Here is a 21,093-nt window from a genome sequence, read left to right as displayed (position 1 = left end):
GCTTTGAAGCGACCAAGGGCAAGAATTTAATCATATCAGATTAGGCTATATGGTTCTAGATAAATACTCTGATTTCGGTAAAACTTTATGTTCGCACAATTAAAGTTAACTAATCAGAACAGTCACTGGTCACTGGTCACTGGTCACTGGTCACTGGTCACTGGTCACTGGTCACTGGTCACTGGTCACTGGTTACTGGTCACTGGTTACTGAGGTAAAAACCCGATTTCCCTCTGCAGCAAAGCTCTGTTATGTCTGTCTACACAAAATTGACTGCTCATTATTATGCCAGTATCAAGCTAATAAAAGTTTAAATTAGATTTTTTACACTAGGGTTGATAAAAAGGTTACAGCTTTTTCGTATAGTTAAGTCATGTAAAAAAAAGTTTAATATAAGCAATTCTAATATAAATTTTGACATGACTATGTAGACTTAAATAATACCTCTTTAAATATCCTATATCCCTTTCTTAAAGCTTAAAGTATCAAAATATGGAGTTTTTTGTATTTATTATACAACAAATAGTATAAGTAATTTTACTGATAAAATCGTATTTTACTTTCAGTATATGAAAATTTTTTGAGGGTTCTATTAAGTAAATTCACATAATTTATTTTTATGCATAACTATATATCTACCTAAAGTTAAACTGTGGTATGCTCTGTGTATGGTACAGGATAATAAAATGAAACAAAATACTAAATATAAAGTATAGTTATCTAAAACTTCGTCATGTATGAGGTAGCGTAAGCACACTTAAGTTATTTTGGTAAAAAAAGACTTCGTGTAGGAGCTTTTTACAGAAGCTTACTTACACATGTAAAGGCTTAGAATAACTTCAGTTTTTTAAATTTTTCTAGCTCAGAGATATTTCAACAAAAATAACATAACTTATCTATCTATAAATAAAAAAATGTTGTATATGTTGTAATGAGGATTAAGAACTCTAATCTAGGTGTAATACTTAAAGGGAGTTAGGTGGCTGGGAAAAAGTTAAATCTATGAGCTGAATACTAGGTTTTGTGACGAAGAGATTTTGGCAAGAATTGTCCAATCACTAGTATTACAAGCAGAGTAAGTTTTATGCCTTTAAATTGAATAGTTTTTTGTTAATTTTAGGATTTAGGCTTTGAGGGTCGTTTCGATCTCAGTCTGTCCAACGGATCTCTCTTTGTTTGTGGTATAGAACAATCAAGAGAACCGATTGCCGGAGAAAGTGTATCTATGCAACGCCAAATAGGCTTGACTTAGTATACTACATCATGTTTCTTGATGCTACAAGGTATTGTCAACTAAGTTATCTAAACCTATTTCACTAATTTAGTTCGTGTAAATAGGTTTTTTTGTATAAAATCTAGCCTAGAGCGTCAGTACAGTAATACCAAAAACCCAGTTTCTTTAAGTTGAGTCAACGAGATATCAAGCTTTGCAGGCGAAGAAACCGGGTTTTTTGCCTCCATCTTGACGACTTTACTGGCGCTCTAGTAGTCCACCACATTAATTTTGAGGGGATTAAGATCCCCGACTTCTTCAAGAAGTCGGGGATCTAAGCAAACTTATCCACCAGAACTTATGAGACAGCCCACTAGCTGGATTTTTACTAATTGATATCTTGAGGTTTGTAGCTTCATGATTAAAAACTTTCTTAAGGACGGATTCGATGACACCCAGACACCGGATTAATGAAAAATTGTTGCAGTCTAGCTCTACTTATATAGGAGGGAGTAAATCTCAAGAGTCTATTAAGGCTAAACAGAGCATCAGATTATCTGTCATTACCCAGTTCTTTCCACCCGACTACGCTCCTACCGGACAGTTAATTGAGGAACTCGTTAAAAACTTAGGGCAGCAGGGTGTAGAGGTTGAGGTTTTTACAAGTCAACCCGGATATGCTTTTAAGACCTCTTCTGCCCCAACAGTTGAACAATTTGGACGAATCTTAATTCAGCGATCGCGTTCTGCTCAGCTTTGGTTGGGGAGAATTCGCGGTAAAGCGATTAGTGGAGTCTTATTCACCTTGCGAGCAATACTCCATCTGTTTAAAACAAGCCGACGTTGTAATGTTTTGTTGCTGACTACAGCACCTCCATTTTTGACTATTCTCGGATATTTAGCAGATACCATCTTTCAACTTCCTTATGTTTGTATCCTCTATGACCTGTATCCAGATATTGCGATTTCTTTAGGTGTAATATCTAAAGATCATTGGCTAATCGGTCTTTGGCGAGCTATTAACAAAAAGATTTGGCTAAAAGCTAAGGCAATCATAGTTTTAAGCCCTGCGATGAAAGTACGAATAATATCTCATTGCCCACAGGTAGCAGATAAAATTTTCGTAATTCACAGTTGGGGTGACCCCGACTTGATTGTGCCTATACCTAAGCAGCAAAACTGGTTTGCCTGGAAGCATAAGCTAGTCGAAAAGTTCACTGTTCTCTACTCAGGAAATATGGGTCGCTGCCATGACATGGAAACTATTTTAGGAGCGGCAAAACTTTTAAAAGATGAGCCTATTCAGTTTGTATTCATTGGTGGTGGCGCAAAAGGTGAGGATTTGCGTAGAGAGTCACATCAACTCAAGCTAGATAATATGGTGTTTTTACCCTATCAAGACAAAGAAGTGCTCCCTTATTCTCTGACAGCTTGTGATGTGTCTTTGGTTAGTGTAGACGCGGGTATGGAAAGCCTAGTTGCTCCTAGCAAACTGTATCCAGCTTTGGCAACTGGACGACCAATGGCAGTGGTTTGTTCTCAATATTCTTATTTGTGGCAAATGATTACAGACGCTAACTGCGGTGGTGTTTTTGAAAATGGAGATAGTCAAGGCTTAGCTCAGTTTATTCGCTTGCTAAGTAACGATCGTCAGCTTGCAAAGCATATGGGGATGGCAGGTCGTAAGTATATGCAATCCCATTTTACCCCTCAAATTATCTCTCAGCAGTACTTGAAGGTTTTGGAGAAAGTTGTGCTTTAAAGGCAATATCGACTGTGTTTAGATCCCCGACTTCTTTGAGAAGTCGGGGATCTTGTTTCTCGCAAACCATAAGTTAAAAGTAATAAACAACCTTGCTAGCATTAATTTATATAATCTTCATAATTTCTTATTATTTTTACAACGAAAAATTTATAGTAATTAAACAATATACTTAAGTATATTTAGTGAGGTTTCGTATAATAATCTTAGAAAAGCATTAAAAAACAAAGAGAGCAAAAAAAACACAGCAAAACCAAGAAAAACATAAGTAAGAATTTTGAGATAATCTACAATTAAACAAAAACTAAAACAATTGCTTAATTGTTGGAAATTTAATAATCTTTAGTAAATTTGGGCGCTGGGCTTTGATGGTCGTTTTGATCTCAGTCTATCCAATGTAACCTTCCTTTTTTTATTGCCGTGGGAGGTCAAATTGCAGAGAAGGTGCGATCGAAATCGAAAACGTTCAAAAAGACGAGCTATTTACTGTCCAATCCATAGTTGTTATCTCGACAGTATGAGTTCTAAACATCAGTTATATGCAGATCGCTCGAGTCAATTAGAAGCGAGGGGCATAAGCCGACGCAATGCAATGCTGTTAGTAGCAAGTCAGACAGCAGTCCCTCTAGATGGAGAGTGGATAGAGGCTTTTTGGTGCCAAGAATGTGAGGAAACAAAATGGTATCACGTCCGCAAGCGTGATAACCGCACTTATGAAATTTCAGTGGCACCATCAGAACTTTGGCAGCAAGCAACAGGGGTGATTTCCCCAGAAGGGAACCCTTCTGTGGGAGAGTTTACTCGCAGGCAAGCGCGTTTTCTCACCTATAAAAACATCAATGATTATAAATTTATGGATTAAGCAATTAAGGCAGCAATAATTTATGCGGAATCAAGAGATTGCTTCTAAACAAAAACTAGTTATTGAGGCGGGACACACCGAACGCCAGTATTGGCAAGATTTATGGCGCTATCAAGAACTTTTTTATTTTCTGGCTTGGCGTGATATTTTGGTGCGCTACAAACAAACTGCAATTGGTCTTGCTTGGGCACTTATCCGACCATTTTTAACGATGGTCGTGTTCACTGTAGTGTTTGGTAGTTTAGCAAAGCTACCTTCTCAAGGTGTACCATATCCCATTCTGGTGTTTGCTGCTATGTTGCCTTGGCAATTTTTTGCCAATTCACTTAGTGAATGTAGCAATAGCTTGATTGCTAATGCCAATCTTGTCTCAAAAATCTATTTTCCGCGTCTGATTGTGCCTGTCAGTGCAGTCATAGTCAGTTTTGTAGACTTTATGGTTTCTGGCATGATTTTGCTTGGGTTAATGGCATGGTACAATTTTGTACCAGATTGGCGAATTTTAACGTTGCCGTTGTTTACCTCGATCGCATTTGCTGCAGCTATAGGCGCGGGACTGTGGTTAGCAGCCCTGAATGTTGAGTACCGAGATTTTCGCTACATTGTACCGTTTATTGTCCAGTTTGGGCTATACATATCGCCTGTAGGTTTTAGTAGCAGCATTGTTCCAGAAAAGTGGCGATTGCTGTATTCTTTAAATCCAATGGTCAGCGTGATTGATGGCTTTCGTTGGGCAATTTTAGGTGGAGAGTCGAAACTGTATTTGCCCGGATTCACCCTATCTGTGGGGTTAGTAGCCCTTCTACTAGTTACTGGCATTTGGTACTTCCGTAAAATGGAACGGACGTTTGCTGATGTCATTTAAGGAGAAATAAAGCAGATGTCTGATTCAGTCATTAGTGTAGAAAATTTAGGTAAAAAGTACATCCTCAATCACCAAGAAGAACATTCTAGTCGCTATCGTTACAAATCTCTCCGGGATGCGATCGCCACAGGAGCGAAAACTCTCGCTAAAAGCTTTCTCAAACCTTCTGGTAAGAAAGTACTTAATTCATTTCGTGAAGAGTTTTGGGCATTGAAGGATGTTGGTTTTGAAATTTCGCAAGGTGAAGCCATCGGTGTGATTGGACGCAATGGAGCAGGAAAATCAACACTGCTAAAAGTCCTAAGCCGAATTACCGAACCAACCAAAGGAACCATCACTATTCAAGGACGAGTCGCCAGTTTATTAGAAGTAGGAACCGGCTTTCACCCAGAACTGACCGGACGAGAGAACATATACCTCAATGGTTCTGTCTTAGGTATGAGCAAATCCGAAATCAAGAAGAAATTTGATGAAATTGTTGCTTTTGCCGAGGTAGAAAAGTTCTTAGACACTCCAGTAAAACGTTATTCCTCTGGAATGTATGTGCGCCTTGCTTTTTCCGTTGCAGCCCATTTAGAACCAGAAATTTTAATTGTGGATGAAGTTCTGGCGGTGGGAGATTCAGCATTTCAAAAGAAGTGCCTTGGGAAAATGGAAGATGTCGCCATAAAAGAAGGACGGACAGTCTTGTTTGTCAGCCATAGTATGCAGGCTATTGCCCAATTGACCAAGCGATGTATACTCCTTTCTAAAGGACAAGTTCAGTACGATGGGAATACCGAACAAGCTGTAAGATTATATCTCGCAGGTCAAAAACTTGTTGATGAACAACCAGCTTACTACGAAGCTCCGTTGACAAAAACGGGTAATCATGTGGGTTGGGCGAGAGTACATACCTCTGAAGGAGATGGTTTTCATTGTTGGGGAAAACCAATTATCTTTGAGTTTGCTTTACACGTAACTCATCCTCATGAGAGTCTGTGGTTCTCCTTCCAAGTCATCAGTGCTTTTCAACAACCTATTTGTATTTTTTGGTTTTGTGAACCCGATGCGCCCTTTCGTAGAGAGCCTGGAACATTTGTTATAAGATGTGAAATACCGAAATTCCGGCTCTACATGGGTTCATATACCTTAACAACATGGTTTTCAGAACGCCGTAGCGACACTTTGCTTGAGAACCTCAGAGAAATTTGCCCGTTTGAAGTCAGCATGCATAATATTGAGCGGCAAGAGTATCAATGGCAATCTGATGAGTGTCTTTATTTGGAAGATTCTGTTTGGACAACGCACAAATCCATCACATCTAGTCATGAAAAGGTGAATGAATGGCAGTAAACAATGATGTAAAGTTGGGTAGAAATGTTAAAGTTTTCCACTCTAATTTAGTTAACCTCTATGGCTGTACAATCGGCAATGACACTAAAATTGGAGCTTTTGTGGAAATCCAGAAAGATGTTGAAGTCGGAAGTCGGTGTAAAATTTCATCCCACAGTTTCTTGTGTGAAGGCGTCATTCTTGAAGATGAGGTCTTCATTGGTCATGGGGTTATGTTTACTAACGACCTTTACCCCCGCGCTACTAATGAAGATGGCACTTTAAAAACAGCTGATGACTGGTGTGTAATCAAGACAAAAGTCAAGCACGGTGCTTCTATCGGAAGTAATGCTACGATTCTTCCAGGGCTGACAATTGGTGAAAAGGCAATCGTTGGGGCTGGGGCTGTCGTTACTTGTGATGTTCCTGACTATGCCATTGTCGTGGGAGTACCAGCTAAGAAAGTAGCTGATGTTCGCGATCGCTGTCAAAACTTAGAAATGACAGATCTAAGAATCCTAAATCACTCGTAAAAAATTTTAAGTACTGTAGGTAGGGCTTTGCTCACCTAGCTCTGTCATTTTCCTTCGTGTCCTTCGCGTCTTTGCGGTTCAAAAACATTTTTTAACCACAAAGACGCAAAGAGCGCGAAGAGAATACTTGTTTTTCAATCATCACCTTGATTAAACAATTAAGAAACTAAGCTAGAGTTCATGAAATCAAAACTAACTTGGAGTGTGGTGTCTATCCTTAGTAGCTTTGCCATCACAACCACTGTAAATCCTGCTGAAGCCACTCAAATCATATACAATGGCACGGGGAGTGTCAGTAAAATTGAAGACTTTGTAGTTGATGGTGTGACTTATGATATAACCTTCAAATCTGATACTTTTCTCAACTTGTTTGGCTTCCCTAGTAACCCTGGTTTCAATACACCTACTTTTTGGAACAACCAACCAGCAGCTAGAAAAGTTGTTGACGATATAGCATTATTACTGAATAGTCAGCCAGCTATTCCATCAAAACTCAATAATAGCTCCTCTGTTTTAGTTCCTTATAGAGGAATAATTGCTAGTAATCAGTCACTATTTATAGTCAACAAAATAGATGACTATATAACGAGATGGTCTAACTTTAGAGGAGAAAGCCAAGACATTTTTACCCTAAGTCATGAAAAAGCCAATTATGCTTTATTTACTGCCAAACAGCCCCAACAGATTCCAGAAAATAATCTAATTATCGGAGTTTTTGGAATTTCTTTTACTATGAGCTTGAAAAATATGAAAAACCAACTCCTCAAAAGAAATTAATAAACTTCTGCCATCAGTAGATTTCATCTGCGTACATCTGCGTGCATCTGCGGTTAATTATTCATTTTCTTAGCTTTGGTCAGAAGTCCAATCCTTTATAAAACAGTGAGCAAGAAACAATGGAAAACAACATTAATATTGGTGTCATTGGCTATGGTTATTGGGGTCCAAATTTAGTCAGAAATTTTGTAGAAATCCCCGGCTCTCAAGTGACAATGGTCAGCGATTTTAAACCAGAATTGCTGGCAAAAGTACAATCTCGTTATCCGTCTATTCAGGTGACGACGGATTGTCGAGATATGTTTTCTGACCCAAAGATTGATGCTGTTGCGATCGCGACTCCAGTCAGTACACATTTTGACTTAGCCTTAGCAGCGTTACAAGCAGGTAAGCACGTACTTGTAGAAAAACCAATGACAGCCACCTCCGATCAAGCAATGAGGCTGATTGAGGAAGCAGAACGCCGTAACTTAGTGTTGATGGTGGATCACACCTTTGTTTACACGGGTGCTGTACGCAAAATGCGAGATCTAATTGCCAACAAAGTCTTAGGCGATATTTATTATTACGATTCTGTGCGAGTCAATTTAGGGCTATTTCAGCACGATGTCAATGTCATTTGGGACTTGGCAGTACACGACCTTGCAATCATGAACTATGTACTGTCATCTCAACCATATGCTGTTTCTGCTACAGGTATGAGTCATGTTTCTGGAGAACCAGAAAACATTGCCTACTTGACATTATTCTTTGAAGGTAATTTAATTGCTCATATCCATGTCAACTGGTTAGCACCAGTGAAAGTACGGCGCACGCTGATTGGCGGTACGCAAAAAATGATTGTTTACGATGACTTAGAACCTAGTGAAAAAGTCAAGATTTACGACAAAGGAATTACGACAGTCAATGGCAATTCTGAGAGCGTGTACCAGATGCTGATTGGTTATCGCGCTGGGGATATGTGGGCACCACATTTAGAGATGACGGAAGCAATTCGAGTAGAAGCGTTACACTTCCTTGATTGTATTCGTAAAGGAGAACGTCCCATCACAGACGGAGAAGTAGGACTGCAAATCGTCAGGATTCTTGAAGCTGCTTCAGAGTCTATGAAGAGACAAGGTCGATTGGTTGAACTTGATTTAGCGAGGGTAGCAGCATGATTCCATTTGTGGATTTAAAATCTCAGTATACCAGTATTAAAGATGAAATCAATTCTGCTGTTCTCAAGGTACTGGAAAGCACTCAATTTATTTTAGGAGATGAAGTAGCCAATTTAGAGAAGGAATTTTCAGGCTACTGTGGCGCTGATTACGGGATTGCTGTCAATACAGGTACGAGTGCATTACACCTAGCATTACTAGCAGCTGGTGTTGGTCCTGGTGACGAAGTCATAACCGTATCTTTCACCTTTGTTGCTACCGTTGCTGCAATTTACTATACTGGTGCTACACCCGTTTTCGTAGATATTGACCCTGTTTCCTACACCATAGATACTACGCAAATCGAAAAAGCAATCACCGAACGCACTAAAGCTATTTTGCCCGTGCATTTGTACGGTCAACCAGTAGATATGGAGCCAATTCTGGAGATTGCTCGACGTCATAATTTGATTGTCATAGAAGATGCGGCTCAGGCTCATGGGGCAGAATATAAAGGGCAACGAGTTGGTAGTCTGGGGGACATAGGATGTTTCAGCTTTTACCCTGGTAAGAACTTGGGTGCTTATGGTGAGGGAGGCATGGTTGTTACTAGCAATCCTGAATATGCCCGGACTATGCGAATGCTGCGTGACTGGGGGCAAGAACGCAGATATCACCATGTTCTTAAGGGTTACAACTATCGGATGGATGGTATCCAGGGAGCTATTTTGCGGGTGAAGTTACGCTATTTAGATAAGTGGACTGAAGCACGGAGAACTCACGCAGCGCTGTACGACCAATTATTGGCAGATACAGGTGTCACAACTCCAACTGTTATGCCCTACAGCCATCACGTTTATCATGTTTATGCGATCGCCTCACAGCACCGAGATGCACTACAACAGAGTTTACAGGAACAAGGCATTCAAACAGGTATCCACTACCCCATTCCAGTACATTTACAAAAAGCTTACTCATACTTAGAATACAAGCCAGGAGATTTTCCTCATTCAGAACAAGCCGCAAAAGAAGTTCTTTCGTTACCAATGTACGCTGAACTTACAACAGCACAAATTTATACTGTTGCGGATAATATCAAAATTCCTCAAGGGGTAAAAGTTTAATGTCCGACACGCGTCCTGGTTTAAATCCCCACCGCCTTGTTACCTTAATGCAGCAGGCAATTCAGCGTTGCGATTTGCAACTTCAAGATCTGACAGTCCTAACCGAAGCAGCAACGGGAGCATATGCAGTCACACCTGTATTGGCAGCAATGGCAGGGGCAGATAAGGTATTCGCGATCGCTCGGAACAGCCGTTACGGTACTGTAAAAGAGGTAAAAGCAAATATACAGCATATAGCTGAAATTGCAGGGGTCAGCAAGCAGATCGAATTTCTCACAAATAAATCCAAAGATGTCGTAGCCCAAGCCGACATCATTACCAATAGCGGACACGTGCGTCCTATTAATGCAGAAATGATTGCCTGGATGAAGCCAAATGCAGTTATTGGCTTAATGTATGAAGCATGGGAGTTTAGACCAGAAGACGTGGATTTGATAGCTTGTCGCCAGCGAAGTATCAATGTGGTTGGAGTGAATGAGCAACATCCATCTGTAGACGTATTTTCCTTTTTGGGAATCATGGCAGTGAAGCTCTTATTAGACGCTGGGATCGCAGTTTACACAAGTCATATTTTGCTGTTGTGCGATAACCCTTTTCGTTCCTTTATTGAACGTGGTTTAGTCAATGCTGGTGCTTGTGTAGATACCGTTGATAGTTTGGCAGCTGCTCCAACCGATAAAACATACGATGCTATCTTAGTGGCTTTGCAACTGCGCTTTGAACCGCTACTATCTGCAACAGATGCAACTGCGATCGCCAAATATTGGCCTGGAGCGTTGGTGGCTCAGTACTGGGGAGACATAGATCGATCTGCCTTTTTATCCCATAACATACCTGTATGCCCAGAAGTTGAGCCAAAGCCAGGACATATGGGTATCTTGCCATCAGCAGTGGGACCAGAACCAATTATCCGTCTGCAAGCAGGAGGACTGAAAGCCGCAGAAGTGATTTGGCGGAAATCTTCCAGCGACGCAGAAATGAAATTTGTTCAACTGTTGTAAGGGTAAGTTGGAAATGGCTAATGTCCTTTTAATTGGAATGGGTATTACCACCTTAAGTGCTTTAGAATCTTTAGCTTCTAAATGCCACGTTCAAGCAGTAGTCAGAAATGTAAACCCCGATTCCAATACAGACGATCCTGTTGTTAATTTTGCTCACAAAGCAGGTATCCCAATATTTTCAGAGACTTCCAAGGAGCAGATTAAATCGCTAGTATTAAAATTTCAGCCAGATTGTGTGGTGGTTTCATCATACAATTACATTCTGCCACCGGGTCTCATTGAACTGTCTACTTTTGTCAATGTTCATTATTCCCCCTTACCTCATTATCGGGGTCGTGCCAATGTGAATTGGGCGATCGTTAATGATGAATCTTGTGCAGCGATCGCAATTCATAAGCTCAGCGCTGAACTAGATGGGGGAAATATTCTCTTTCAGAAACTTATTCCCATTCGTTATGAGGATACTGTAGCCGATCTATATCGCCAGTTAAATGAGATTCAGCGACAGCATTTAGGAGAAACGGTTATTAAATTATTACATGGTTATCAAGGAACTGTACAAAATAACGCCGAAGCTACCTATGGTTGTACTCGCCTTCCTGAAGATGGTGAAATTAATTGGTCTGCATCAACCAGAAGCATAGACTGTCTGATTCGGGCATTAGTCTTTCCCTTCCCTGGCGCTTATACACACTTACTTGGGCGAAAATTGCTGATATGGCAAGCCAAGATAGTTAACGATCCTCCTTCCTATATAGGACGCATCCCAGGCAGAATAATCGACAGATCGAAAACAGAAGGTTATGTTGATGTGCTGACAGGGGATGGAGTACTAAGAATTTATGAAGTTCAATTTGAAGGCGAAGAAAAGACAGCAGCAGCAAACATCATTAAGTCTGTTAAAAGTACTTTAGGTCTAAAGGCATCTGACTTACTAGAACGCATTCAAACTCTGGAACAGGAAATAATCAGGTTAAAAGAAAATGTCAAATAAACGAGTCTTGATTACAGGTGGAGCCGGTTTGGTTGGCTCACACATTGCCGATCTGCTAGTTAAAGAAGGAACTTCTGAGATTATTATCCTAGATAACTTCACACGTGGGCGGCGTGAGAACTTAGCTTGGGCAAGAGAAAACGGGCATTTGGTTCTTGTTGAAGGTGACATTCGCGATCGCGAACTGTTAGCTGATGTCATGCAACGTGTAGATGTCGTCTTTCATCAAGCAGCTATCCGTATCACTCAATGTGCTGAAGAACCGCGTCTGGCTTTGGAAGTACTGGCAGATGGGACTTTTAATGTATTGGAAGCAGCAGTCAATGCCGGGGTGAAAAAAGTAGTCGCGGCTTCATCCGCTTCCATTTACGGTATGGCAGAAGAGTTTCCTACGACAGAATCCCATCACCCTTATAATAACCGCACCCTCTACGGTGCGGCTAAGACTTTTAACGAGGGTTTGTTACGCAGTTTCTATGATATGTATGGCTTAGACTATGTAGCGTTGCGCTATTTCAACGTTTACGGTCCGCGCATGGATATTTACGGTGTATATACTGAGGTGTTGATTCGCTGGATGGATCGCATCGCCGCAGGTCAGCCACCCTTGATTTTTGGTGATGGTAAGCAGACCATGGATTTTGTTTATATTGAAGATATTGCCAGAGCTAACATTTTGGCTGCTAAAGCGGATGTGACTGACGAAGTGTTTAACGTTGCAAGTGGCGTTGAAACCAGTCTTAATGACTTAGCTTGTACTCTAGCAAAAGTGATGGGGTCAGATTTAAAACCAGAATACGGTCCAGAACGTAAAGTGAACGCCGTGCAGCGCCGACTTGCAGACGCAAGCAAAGCTAAGAAATTACTTGGTTTTGAGGCACAAGTTTCCTTGGAAGAAGGATTGGCTCGTTTGGTCAATTGGTGGCGGGAACAAAAATTGGCAAAGGAAACAAGCAATGTCTGAGAAAATGCAAAGTATTCCCATTGCTAAACCATGGATGGGTGAAGCAGAAGTTGAGGCGGCTAAACGTCCTATTCTGTCTGGTTGGGTTACCCAAGGACCCGAAGTTGCGGCTTTTGAGCAGGAGTTTGCAGCATATGTGGGGTCAAAGTATGCTTGTGCTGTTTCTAATTGCACCACAGCACTGCATCTGGCATTGTTAGCTGTCGGTGTGCAGCCTGGGGACGAGGTGATTACCGTCAGCCACTCCTATATTGCTACGGCTAATAGTATTCGTTACTGTGGCGCAATTCCCGTGTTTGTGGATATTGAACCGCAGTCATACAATATTAATCCGTTATTAATTGAGTCGGCGATTAGCGATCGCACTCGTGCTATTCTCATTGTTCATCAGATGGGAATGCCTTGTAACCTCAAAGCCATCTTAGATGTTGCCCGTCGCTATGAGTTACCAGTCATAGAAGATGCAGCTTGTGCGATCGGCAGTGAAATTCTTTGGGATGGGCAATGGGAAAAAATTGGCAAACCCCATGGGGATATTGCCTGTTTCTCCTTCCATCCCCGCAAAGTGATTTCCACTGGCGATGGTGGGATGATAACGACAAACAATCCTGAATGGGATAAGCTGTTTCGCCTTTGGCGACAACATGGGATGAGCGTTCCTGATACAGTGCGTCACGGTGCCAAGCAAGTTATTTTTGAGTCTTACCCCATGTTGGGTTTCAACTATCGCATGACTGATATCCAAGCAGCAGTCGGGCGGGAACAACTCAAACGCCTACCAGAAATTGTAGAACGCCGCCGTTATTTGGCACAGCGATATCAGGAACTGTTAGCAGATGTGCCAGGATTGAAATTACCGACTGAGCCAGCGTGGACAAGAAGCAACTGGCAAAGCTATTGTGTACGTTTACCAGAGAAGTGTGACCAAGTGCAAGTCATGCAGGCGATGTTAGATGCAGGTATTTCGACACGGCGTGGAATTATGTGCGCTCACCGCGAAAGTGCATATCAAAGTGAAGCTTGGTCTTGTGGAATAGATGCTAATACCTGTGATTGCCAAAAGGGAAAGTGTCAGCGCTTAACTGAAAGCGAACAGGCTCAGGAGCGTTCCATAATTTTGCCATTGTTCCATCAAATGACTGAACAAGAACAAGATTGTGTCGTCGGGACTTTGACAACGATTTGTAAAGTCTAAAAGATTGCAAAAGTTAGCAAGAGAATAATATGGAGACGATCGCTAACGATAGACTCAACCTTTGGCGAGAAGAAGGTCAGCGCATCATTCAAAAAAATTTTCAGGTGTTCCGCAGTTTGCTGGAACAAGCGAGAGATTTTGTCCGATGCGGTAATTATGATGCAGCCGCTGTCTATGCCAAAATGGCAGCTGTTTGTGCAAATTTCAATCATTGCGGTCTTTTTGCCAGTCCCGAACTTGAACAGGTGCTCATAGAGATTGGCAGAAAAGCCCTGCCAAAAGACTGTTATTCAAACAAGGGTAAGGCTACACCCCCAACACCAAAGAACGTACTCCATATTGCTACCAGTGTAGTGGGTTTCGGTGGACATGGTAGGATGCTGCGCCGTTGGATTCAACAGGATACAGAACGTTATCATTCCCTTGTCATCACAGAGGAGCCACGAGCAGTCATACCAAAACTTCTCAGTGAAGCGGTAACGAAGAGTGGAGGTAAGATATACGTACTCAATGAAACGATTGGCAGTTTAATCTCTTGGGCAAAACAATTGCGGGAAATTGCAGCAGCAGCAGATACAATAGTACTACATATATATAATTACGATGTTATTCCGATAATTGCCTTTGCGGATCGGGAAAATTTGCCAACGATTATCTTTCTTAATCACACTGACCATAACTTTTGGTTAGGAGGGAGTATTTGCGATGTTTTGGCAAACCTCCGTGAATCTGGGATGCGCCTTTCACAAAAGCGCAGAGGAATTGAACCAGAACGTAACGCACTGCTTCCGACTCTTGTGGAACCTATTCAGAGGGTACTTTCTCGCCAAGAGGCAAAGCAACAGCTAGGTTTATCGGAGAACGGTGTCTTGCTGCTTTCCATTGCTAGAGCAACTAAGTATCAAACCATTGATGGCATAAGCTATGCTGATGCTCATGTTCCCCTGTTACAAAAATATCAACAAGCTGTTCTGATTGTCATTGGTTCAGGAGAGAGAGACGATTGGTTGGATGCGATTGAGAGAACTCAGGGGAGAATCATCTCATTACCAGAGCGGTTAGACACAGCTGTTTTTTACCAAGCTGCTGACATTTACGTTGATTCATACCCCTTTATCTCAAATACTTCATTACTAGAAGCAGGGAGTTACGGAGTCCCGTTGGTAACTCGATACCCCTATTCCTCAGATATATGTGAAATTCTAGGTGCTGATATGCCCGGTTTGACGGGTAATCTTATACGCGTGCGAGATCTTAAAGAATATACGGTAGTTTTATCACGGTTAGTAGAAGATGAAGATTTGCGGCTAAACCTTGGAGAAGCAACCAAAAACAAAATTCTACAAACCCACGTAGGCGAATATTGGCTGAGTTCTTTAGATAAAATTTATCACCTTGCAGCGACTGTGTCCAGACACACTCCACCATCAGCTGCAATAGATCGAATGTTGCTTGAAGAACCAGATGTTTTTATACCACACGTTTATGGTTGTGATTTCGATTTTGACCAACTGATTCGATCTCATCTCACAATCATGCCTATCAGACAACGTTTACATCACTGGTTGAAGCTGTACAAAAATCATGGTTTTCGTCATACAAGTAGTCCCCTTGGTCAGCTTGCACCTTTCAAATTCTTAATACCCGAATGGCTGCTTTGGCAAATTAAAAGAAGTTTGAGATGAAATTCACAGAGCCTCACCAAACCACGGTATCTCCCAGATACCGGGTTTCTTTTCACTAAGTCATTTGTAAAATACTCTCTTCTCTCTTTTCTTTGCGCTCTTTGCGTCTTTGCGGTTAATAACTTTACAACTCAAATAGGACTGCTATATATATGATTAAAGTTTTTATAGCTTGCTCTGGGCTTGGACACGTACAGCGTGGTTTCGAGTCGTTTACACGTGAATGTTTTGATACATTAATAGGTGAACCCTCGATTCAGCTAACACTCTTTAAAGGAGCCGGACAACCTCATGAGAAAGAGGTGACTTTGTGGAATTTACCTCGCAGTGATGGGAAAGCTATTCAACTAGGTAAATTAACAGGAAGAACTGGCTACAACATAGAACAATCGACATTTTTTTTGAGTCTGTTACCACATATTTATCGAGAAAACCCAGACATAATCTACTTCAGTGATATCAACTTAGGTCACGCGCTTTGGCACTGGCGACGTTTCACTAAAAAAAGATATAAACTTTTATTCTCAAATGGCTCTCCACAAGAACCTCCTTTTCCAAGATGGGATTACATACAACAACTGACTCCATTTCACTTGCAACAAGCTTTAGATGCAGGAGTTCCAGTAGAAAACCAAAGTTTGGTTCCTTATGGGTTCCACATTTCACCACAATTACAAAGACTTACGCCTTCTGAACAGAAAAGTTTACGCGTTAAGCTCGGATTACCTGACAATCAGCCCTTAATCCTTTCTGTAGGAATGATTGATAAATCTCACAAGCGAATGGATTATCTGATTCGTGAGGTTGCTAGCTTACCTCAGCCACGACCTTATCTTTTATTATTGGGACAACAAGACATAGAGTCTTATGAAGTTATTAACCTTGGGGTTCAATTATTAGGTTCTGAGAATTTTCAAGTAAGAACTGTTAAACAGCATGAGGTTTTGAGTTATTATAAAGTTGCCGATCTTTTTGTACTAGCTTCTTTACGAGAAGGGTTACCACGAGTGCTTGTAGAGGCGATGTCTTACGGTCTTCCCTGTTTGGTACATGATTATGCAATCACCAAATTTGTAGTAGGAAAAGATGGATATTTAGCGAATTTTCAATTGACAGGAAGTTTAGCAAATTTAATAACTCAGGTACTAGCAGAAGGTTATAGTGAGTCTAAATATTACCTTCGTCATCGCAACATCTACAATCGATTTAGTTGGGAGCAACTTCGTCCCTCTTATATTGAGATGATTCAACAATGTGCCAATGTTGAAAATTTAGTTTCTCATAACGATTCATTTCAACTTAGCCAGAGCGCGATCGCTGTTCAAAACAAGTTGTGAGATCAATCAATTCTCACGGCATCATAATTCTTTATAAATTTGAAAATTCTGAAAAATCAAATCATACCAATGAAAGTCTGTTGGCTAATTCCTAGCGATCGCAGTGGTGGAATCACTCCTGTTGCTTTATCTTGTTGCGAACAAGCTGCCAAAGCGGGGCATAAAACAACTATGCTCTTGCTGGCTACACCCACTAGAATAAGTACTAACAATAATTTCCAAGTATCGTCTTTAGGGTTGTATGCTAATGCACCAGAAGCACCCGCAGCTCTACTGCGATGGTTGAAAGACAATCCACAGGACGTGGTATTTTTTAATGCCTGTGGAGAATTTGATGTTGCGATTCCTTACGTACCCCCGAACACTAAGTGTGTTTATGTTGTTCATGATACTGCTTCTCAGTACTGGCATCAAGCCCTTAAAGAAGAACAAAATTTAGAGGCAATAGTTGCTGTATCAGAGACTGTAGCTAATCAGTTCCGACATCGGTTAAAACAAACTCAGAAACTTTTTGTGATTTCCAACGGTTGCGTTTTCCCAGAACAAATCGAACTGAACGTTTTGCAGGAAAATGACCTACTTTTCTTGGGTGGTGATAATCCCCTCAAAGGAGCATTTGATGTCCTGAAGTTGTGGAAACAGTTAGTTAAAATGGGGTTTGCAGGAAAGTTACATTGGTTCGGTCATGTGAGTGCAGAATTTAAGGCTCAAATTGAGCGGTTGCCTAATTCCGAACATATTCATGTTCGCGGTCATGTTCAACGTGACTTTATCTTTTCTACTGCTGCATCAACCAAAGTTTTGCTGATGCTTAGTCGAGTTGAGCCATTTGGTATGGCTACAATTGAAGCAATGAGTATGGGATGTGTACCAGTTGCCTGGGATATAAACACGGGAACAAAAGAAATAGTCAAGGCGAAAACTACAGGGTTGTTTGTACCTTTAGGTAACACACAAGCCTTGGCTAAAGCAGTGCTTGATGTTTGTGAAAATTATCAAACTTTTCATGCTGCTGTGATTGAACATGCACGGTCAAACTTTAATGCAGCAGTCATGTGGAAGGGATACGAATCTCTGATTGATCGCATTTCTACCCTTGAACCAATTGAAAGGAGTCAAAGGGGTCAGCAACCAACAGCTTATCAACCTCCAATTCGACGTTTTCAGCTTTTGCCCACCCCTTTACGTTCAGCCATTAGAGAATTTATTGGGCGATCGCCTTATCTTGGTTACTGGCTGAGAGATTTGCGTGGTTGGTGAGCGCAAGACTCAGTAACTGATAAAAATATACATAAATTATATGGGAAAACTAAGTTTTCTATTTTTGGGTGCAAACAGTCCTTGGGCTTATGGTCTAGCAGAAGCTCTATCTCAACAATACTCTACCCACGCTGTACATTTTTATGATTGGCAAACTTACTATCGGCTCCGCCCCAATTGGTCTAGTCGCACTCCTCCACCCTTGCTCAAACGGTCAATTAAAACACTACCCACGGGCTACGCAGGACGATTAGAGAAGCTATTTAGAATCTACTTACAACAACTCGTTAAAAGCTGGTACCAACAACTGAAACAAATTTCAGGACAAAGCCCTTGGATCGTAGCTTCTGAACCGCACTTTGCCCCTTGGGTTCGCAAGGTTCCTTCAGAGCGGTTAATATACTACAATTTTGATGATTATGCTCTGTATCGACCTAACCGCAAGCACCAAATCTTAGCACAAGAAAAAGAATTAATAGAACGTGCTGCGATTACGCTCTGCTCTTCCCACTCCCAACAAATGGCGCTTCAAAAACATCATCCTTATGCAAGCGATCGCATACACCATTACCCACATGGAACGGTAGAAACCTATTTAAACAACCAACTAGAAAACCCACCAGAAGCAATGACTGTTGGATATGTTGGTAACCTAGGCGATCGTCTAGATTGGCACTTGATTTATGATGTCATAAAAGCTTGCCCAGAAGTGACCTTTGTTTTTGTTGGTGGTATCGATGTATCTGCTGAAGAAATGAGCGCAGATTGGCATACAGCCCTGAAGGCAGTTCTTAAAATGCCTAATGTCCGTTATGTTGGAAAAGTCCCATCCGACCAAGTTGCACAGTATTACTCATCTTTTGCAATCAATTGGATTCCCTACGTAGTGCAGCACTCGTTTAATCAAGCCGCTTGTCCTACCAAAATTATGGATGGTATTGCTAGTGGTCGCCCAATTCTCAGTACTGATATCCCAGAATGCCGTTTATATCCTGAGTGGATTACTATTGTTCACAATGTAGAAAATGCTGTCACGTACATACGCAAGCAACTAGCCTTTTCTCAACAGCCTGAAGCCTACGAAAAAAGCTTGCATCAACTAAGATTTGCTCAGCAAAATACTTGGCAAGTTCGCGCCCAGGCTCTTGAAAATTTACTACGGCAATTGTAGTTATGTTGAATCGTCGTACTCTAATCGCTTTCATTAGTTTAGGCTCCTTAGCCAGTGTGTTACGATTGCTACGTAAAACTTCCCTATTAAAAGCTGTAACCAAAAATTTACACCCAATTCAATCTGTACAAGCTCAAATTTTACCGACAGATTTTGTGAATGTTGTAGACTTTGGACCGCTCACAAGTGGTATTACTAACGACCCTAATATTATTGCAGCCAACACAGCTACCATTCAGTCTGCCATTAATTCAGTTGGGACAAAAGGTGGCGGAAATGTTTACATACCTGCAGGTCAATATCAAGTGACTCCACCTTCTTTAACTGTTAAAGAACCATCTTCAATTGTGATTAACTACGATAATATCGTGCTTTTCGGGGATGGTATTGGAAAAACGGTTCTTCATAGTCGAGGAGACTGGTCTGTTATTGATGGAAATGTTGTCAGGGGTCACGGAATTATGGTTCAGGGTACTCTCAACCCCAAACAACCAAGGAAAAATGTTGTCATCAAAAATTTAGAATTAAGTGGTGGTATAAATGGATTCACAGGAAATAATAAATGGCCAGCTGACCCCATGAGTGGAGATGGCTGGGATCTGAGCCATAAAGGGATTGTTTTAGATTTTAATACCAGCTTAGACAACATCACTATTGATTCTGTTTACGTGCATGACTTTAGAGGAGAGGTCATTTATGGTGGTGGAGATGGAATTCAAAAAGTCATTTTATCAAACAGTAAATTGCATAATTCCAATGCGGCAATGCTGAGTATTGAAGCAGATTTAATTGTAACTAACTGTGAATTTTCTCAAACGGCAACCGCTTGGGTTGAAAATGCAGCTTTATCACCCAACAAGTCTTATTATTTTGAGCAATGTATCTTTCAAAATTCTACTTATCATGGTTTAGTTTTAACACTAGGTAAATTCCCGTCCATTCATAAGCACATCATTACTAACTGCTCATTTCACAAATCACTTTCTGGTATTTGTGCTTTTGAGATTAATAATCTTCTGATAAAAGATAATAACTTTTATGATTGCGATAGTGCTTTTTTAACAAGTAGAAAAAACAATGATATTGAATTTGTCAACAATAAAATTATTGGAGAGACTAAACCATCAATTACAGCAAATTTAACAGGTGAAATAAGTAATATCTATATTTACAATAATTATCATTTTTGTAACGAGCGGCTTGAGAAAAATGCTTGCATATTTTATTTTGGAGATTTCCAAAATATAGTGATAGAAGAAAATCATTTTGAAAATTGTCGAACTCCTGAACAATCTACTAGTTTGACAAATGAGAGACCCTTATTTCGCAACAATCAATATATAAAGGTTGAGCGACGAGAATTACAGGGAATAGCTAATTTCTGGCAGAAACCACCTTACATTGTTGAGCCAAAATGTGAAGAAATTATAGTACATAACCATACAGGTAATCCAATCATCAACGTCGATATGAGTACCGAACGCTATGTTAATGGGCAAGAGGTTCTTATTATAGGTGGTGCAAGTAACGCACAAGTAAAATTTCCTCAAAGCTCTACTACTGTTAAATGTCAAAGTGATAGATATTTGAGTGGTAAGGGCGAACAACTAAAACTGAAATTTCAAAAATCCGATCGGAAATGGTATGAAGTTTCGTATAAAACAACAATGTAGTATAGAAATCCTAATTGAATCGTGAAATCAGAAACCCTGAAATATTCCCTTCCCGCCTAAAGATTATCTATCTAAATGAACCGCAAAGACGCAAAGAGCACGAAGAAAGAGGAATATGTCTTCGGTAGTCTTATAGCACCGAAGGGAGTCAGAAACCAGGTATCTGGGAGATACCTGGTTTCTCAGGCTCAGTCATTGTTCAAAAAGCAAATTGGATTCTTTGA

18 protein-coding genes are annotated in these 21,093 nt (G+C 40.7%); all 18 read left to right on the top strand.

The features are described from left to right. Nucleotides 1-87: 87 nt before the first annotated feature. Nucleotides 88-213 carry a hypothetical protein gene (locus WA1_RS59365; RefSeq protein ID WP_272819063.1) on the top strand — a complete coding sequence of 42 codons (126 nt, stop codon included), beginning with the start codon at nucleotides 88-90 and terminating at the stop codon, nucleotides 211-213. A gap of 1,448 nt (nucleotides 214-1,661) precedes the next feature. Further along, complete coding sequence (locus WA1_RS04365) at nucleotides 1,662-2,975, top strand: glycosyltransferase family 4 protein (protein WP_017743274.1); 1,314 nt, start codon at nucleotides 1,662-1,664, stop codon at nucleotides 2,973-2,975. 433 nt (nucleotides 2,976-3,408) lie between these two features. Then, nucleotides 3,409-3,837, top strand: a complete 429-nt coding sequence (locus tag WA1_RS04360; RefSeq protein WP_026134636.1) for a hypothetical protein — start codon at nucleotides 3,409-3,411, stop codon at nucleotides 3,835-3,837. Between the two features lie 22 nt (nucleotides 3,838-3,859). Then, entirely contained in the window at nucleotides 3,860-4,702 is an 843-nt protein-coding gene (locus WA1_RS04355) for an ABC transporter permease (RefSeq protein WP_017743276.1), read from the top strand. Nucleotides 4,703-4,717: 15 nt separating this feature from the next. Beyond that, nucleotides 4,718-6,037 carry an ABC transporter ATP-binding protein gene (locus WA1_RS04350; protein ID WP_017743277.1) on the top strand — a complete coding sequence of 440 codons (1,320 nt, stop codon included), beginning with the start codon at nucleotides 4,718-4,720 and terminating at the stop codon, nucleotides 6,035-6,037. Beyond that, nucleotides 6,028-6,549, top strand: coding sequence for an acyltransferase (locus WA1_RS04345; protein WP_017743278.1), 522 nt, complete (start codon nucleotides 6,028-6,030; stop codon nucleotides 6,547-6,549). The genes WA1_RS04350 and WA1_RS04345 overlap by 10 nt, the downstream gene beginning before the upstream one ends. Nucleotides 6,550-6,729: 180 nt before the next feature. Next, complete coding sequence (locus WA1_RS04340) at nucleotides 6,730-7,326, top strand: hypothetical protein (protein WP_017743279.1); 597 nt, start codon at nucleotides 6,730-6,732, stop codon at nucleotides 7,324-7,326. A gap of 119 nt (nucleotides 7,327-7,445) precedes the next feature. Then, complete coding sequence (locus WA1_RS04335) at nucleotides 7,446-8,486, top strand: Gfo/Idh/MocA family protein (RefSeq protein WP_017743280.1); 1,041 nt, start codon at nucleotides 7,446-7,448, stop codon at nucleotides 8,484-8,486. Next, nucleotides 8,483-9,589: a DegT/DnrJ/EryC1/StrS family aminotransferase gene (locus WA1_RS04330; protein ID WP_017743281.1), complete on the top strand. Its 1,107-nt coding sequence runs from the start codon at nucleotides 8,483-8,485 to the stop codon at nucleotides 9,587-9,589. The genes WA1_RS04335 and WA1_RS04330 overlap by 4 nt, the downstream gene beginning before the upstream one ends. Then, nucleotides 9,589-10,590, top strand: coding sequence for a hypothetical protein (locus tag WA1_RS04325; RefSeq protein WP_017743282.1), 1,002 nt, complete (start codon nucleotides 9,589-9,591; stop codon nucleotides 10,588-10,590). Before WA1_RS04330 ends, WA1_RS04325 begins: the two co-directional genes overlap by 1 nt. Nucleotides 10,591-10,603: 13 nt before the next feature. Further along, on the top strand, nucleotides 10,604-11,584 hold the full coding sequence (locus tag WA1_RS04320; RefSeq protein WP_017743283.1) for a methionyl-tRNA formyltransferase: 981 nt from the start codon (nucleotides 10,604-10,606) through the stop codon (nucleotides 11,582-11,584). Beyond that, complete coding sequence (locus WA1_RS04315; RefSeq protein WP_017743284.1) at nucleotides 11,574-12,548, top strand: SDR family NAD(P)-dependent oxidoreductase; 975 nt, start codon at nucleotides 11,574-11,576, stop codon at nucleotides 12,546-12,548. Before WA1_RS04320 ends, WA1_RS04315 begins: the two co-directional genes overlap by 11 nt. Beyond that, a complete protein-coding gene (locus WA1_RS04310; protein WP_017743285.1) occupies nucleotides 12,541-13,743 on the top strand; it encodes a DegT/DnrJ/EryC1/StrS family aminotransferase in 1,203 nt (400 codons plus the stop codon). Before WA1_RS04315 ends, WA1_RS04310 begins: the two co-directional genes overlap by 8 nt. Before the next feature lie 29 nt (nucleotides 13,744-13,772). Beyond that, nucleotides 13,773-15,428 carry a glycosyltransferase gene (locus tag WA1_RS04305; protein WP_017743286.1) on the top strand — a complete coding sequence of 552 codons (1,656 nt, stop codon included), beginning with the start codon at nucleotides 13,773-13,775 and terminating at the stop codon, nucleotides 15,426-15,428. Nucleotides 15,429-15,580: 152 nt separating this feature from the next. Continuing rightward, nucleotides 15,581-16,765, top strand: coding sequence for a glycosyltransferase family 4 protein (locus tag WA1_RS04300; RefSeq protein WP_017743287.1), 1,185 nt, complete (start codon nucleotides 15,581-15,583; stop codon nucleotides 16,763-16,765). A 69-nt stretch (nucleotides 16,766-16,834) separates the two neighbouring features. Then, nucleotides 16,835-18,025 (top strand): glycosyltransferase family 4 protein, encoded by a 1,191-nt coding sequence (locus WA1_RS04295; RefSeq protein ID WP_017743288.1) that lies wholly within the window; start codon nucleotides 16,835-16,837, stop codon nucleotides 18,023-18,025. A gap of 40 nt (nucleotides 18,026-18,065) precedes the next feature. Beyond that, nucleotides 18,066-19,196, top strand: a complete 1,131-nt coding sequence (locus WA1_RS04290) for a glycosyltransferase (protein WP_017743289.1) — start codon at nucleotides 18,066-18,068, stop codon at nucleotides 19,194-19,196. Between the two features lie 155 nt (nucleotides 19,197-19,351). After that, nucleotides 19,352-20,869: a right-handed parallel beta-helix repeat-containing protein gene (locus WA1_RS04285; RefSeq protein WP_158516593.1), complete on the top strand. Its 1,518-nt coding sequence runs from the start codon at nucleotides 19,352-19,354 to the stop codon at nucleotides 20,867-20,869. Nucleotides 20,870-21,093: the final 224 nt, after the last annotated feature.

It is taken from the genome of Scytonema hofmannii PCC 7110 (assembly GCF_000346485.2).
Taxonomy (GTDB): Bacteria; Cyanobacteriota; Cyanobacteriia; order Cyanobacteriales; family Nostocaceae; genus Scytonema; species Scytonema hofmannii.
This window is presented reverse-complemented; position numbering and strand designations above follow the sequence as displayed.

Excerpts from the sequence above, each read along its gene's own strand:
- WA1_RS04320 (WP_017743283.1), top strand. The coding sequence starts at position 10,604 with ATGGCTAATGTCCTTTTAATTGGAATGGGTATTACCACCTTAAGTGCT.
- WA1_RS04300 (WP_017743287.1), top strand. The coding sequence starts at position 15,581 with ATGATTAAAGTTTTTATAGCTTGCTCTGGGCTTGGACACGTACAGCGT.
- WA1_RS04365 (WP_017743274.1), top strand. The coding sequence starts at position 1,662 with ATGACACCCAGACACCGGATTAATGAAAAATTGTTGCAGTCTAGCTCT.
- WA1_RS04330 (WP_017743281.1), top strand. The coding sequence starts at position 8,483 with ATGATTCCATTTGTGGATTTAAAATCTCAGTATACCAGTATTAAAGAT.
- WA1_RS04355 (WP_017743276.1), top strand. The coding sequence starts at position 3,860 with ATGCGGAATCAAGAGATTGCTTCTAAACAAAAACTAGTTATTGAGGCG.
- WA1_RS59365 (WP_272819063.1), top strand. The coding sequence starts at position 88 with ATGTTCGCACAATTAAAGTTAACTAATCAGAACAGTCACTGGTCACTG.
- WA1_RS04290 (WP_017743289.1), top strand. The coding sequence starts at position 18,066 with ATGGGAAAACTAAGTTTTCTATTTTTGGGTGCAAACAGTCCTTGGGCT.
- WA1_RS04335 (WP_017743280.1), top strand. The coding sequence starts at position 7,446 with ATGGAAAACAACATTAATATTGGTGTCATTGGCTATGGTTATTGGGGT.
- WA1_RS04345 (WP_017743278.1), top strand. The coding sequence starts at position 6,028 with ATGGCAGTAAACAATGATGTAAAGTTGGGTAGAAATGTTAAAGTTTTC.
- WA1_RS04305 (WP_017743286.1), top strand. The coding sequence starts at position 13,773 with ATGGAGACGATCGCTAACGATAGACTCAACCTTTGGCGAGAAGAAGGT.
- WA1_RS04325 (WP_017743282.1), top strand. The coding sequence starts at position 9,589 with ATGTCCGACACGCGTCCTGGTTTAAATCCCCACCGCCTTGTTACCTTA.
- WA1_RS04350 (WP_017743277.1), top strand. The coding sequence starts at position 4,718 with ATGTCTGATTCAGTCATTAGTGTAGAAAATTTAGGTAAAAAGTACATC.
- WA1_RS04315 (WP_017743284.1), top strand. The coding sequence starts at position 11,574 with ATGTCAAATAAACGAGTCTTGATTACAGGTGGAGCCGGTTTGGTTGGC.
- WA1_RS04340 (WP_017743279.1), top strand. The coding sequence starts at position 6,730 with ATGAAATCAAAACTAACTTGGAGTGTGGTGTCTATCCTTAGTAGCTTT.
- WA1_RS04295 (WP_017743288.1), top strand. The coding sequence starts at position 16,835 with ATGAAAGTCTGTTGGCTAATTCCTAGCGATCGCAGTGGTGGAATCACT.
- WA1_RS04310 (WP_017743285.1), top strand. The coding sequence starts at position 12,541 with ATGTCTGAGAAAATGCAAAGTATTCCCATTGCTAAACCATGGATGGGT.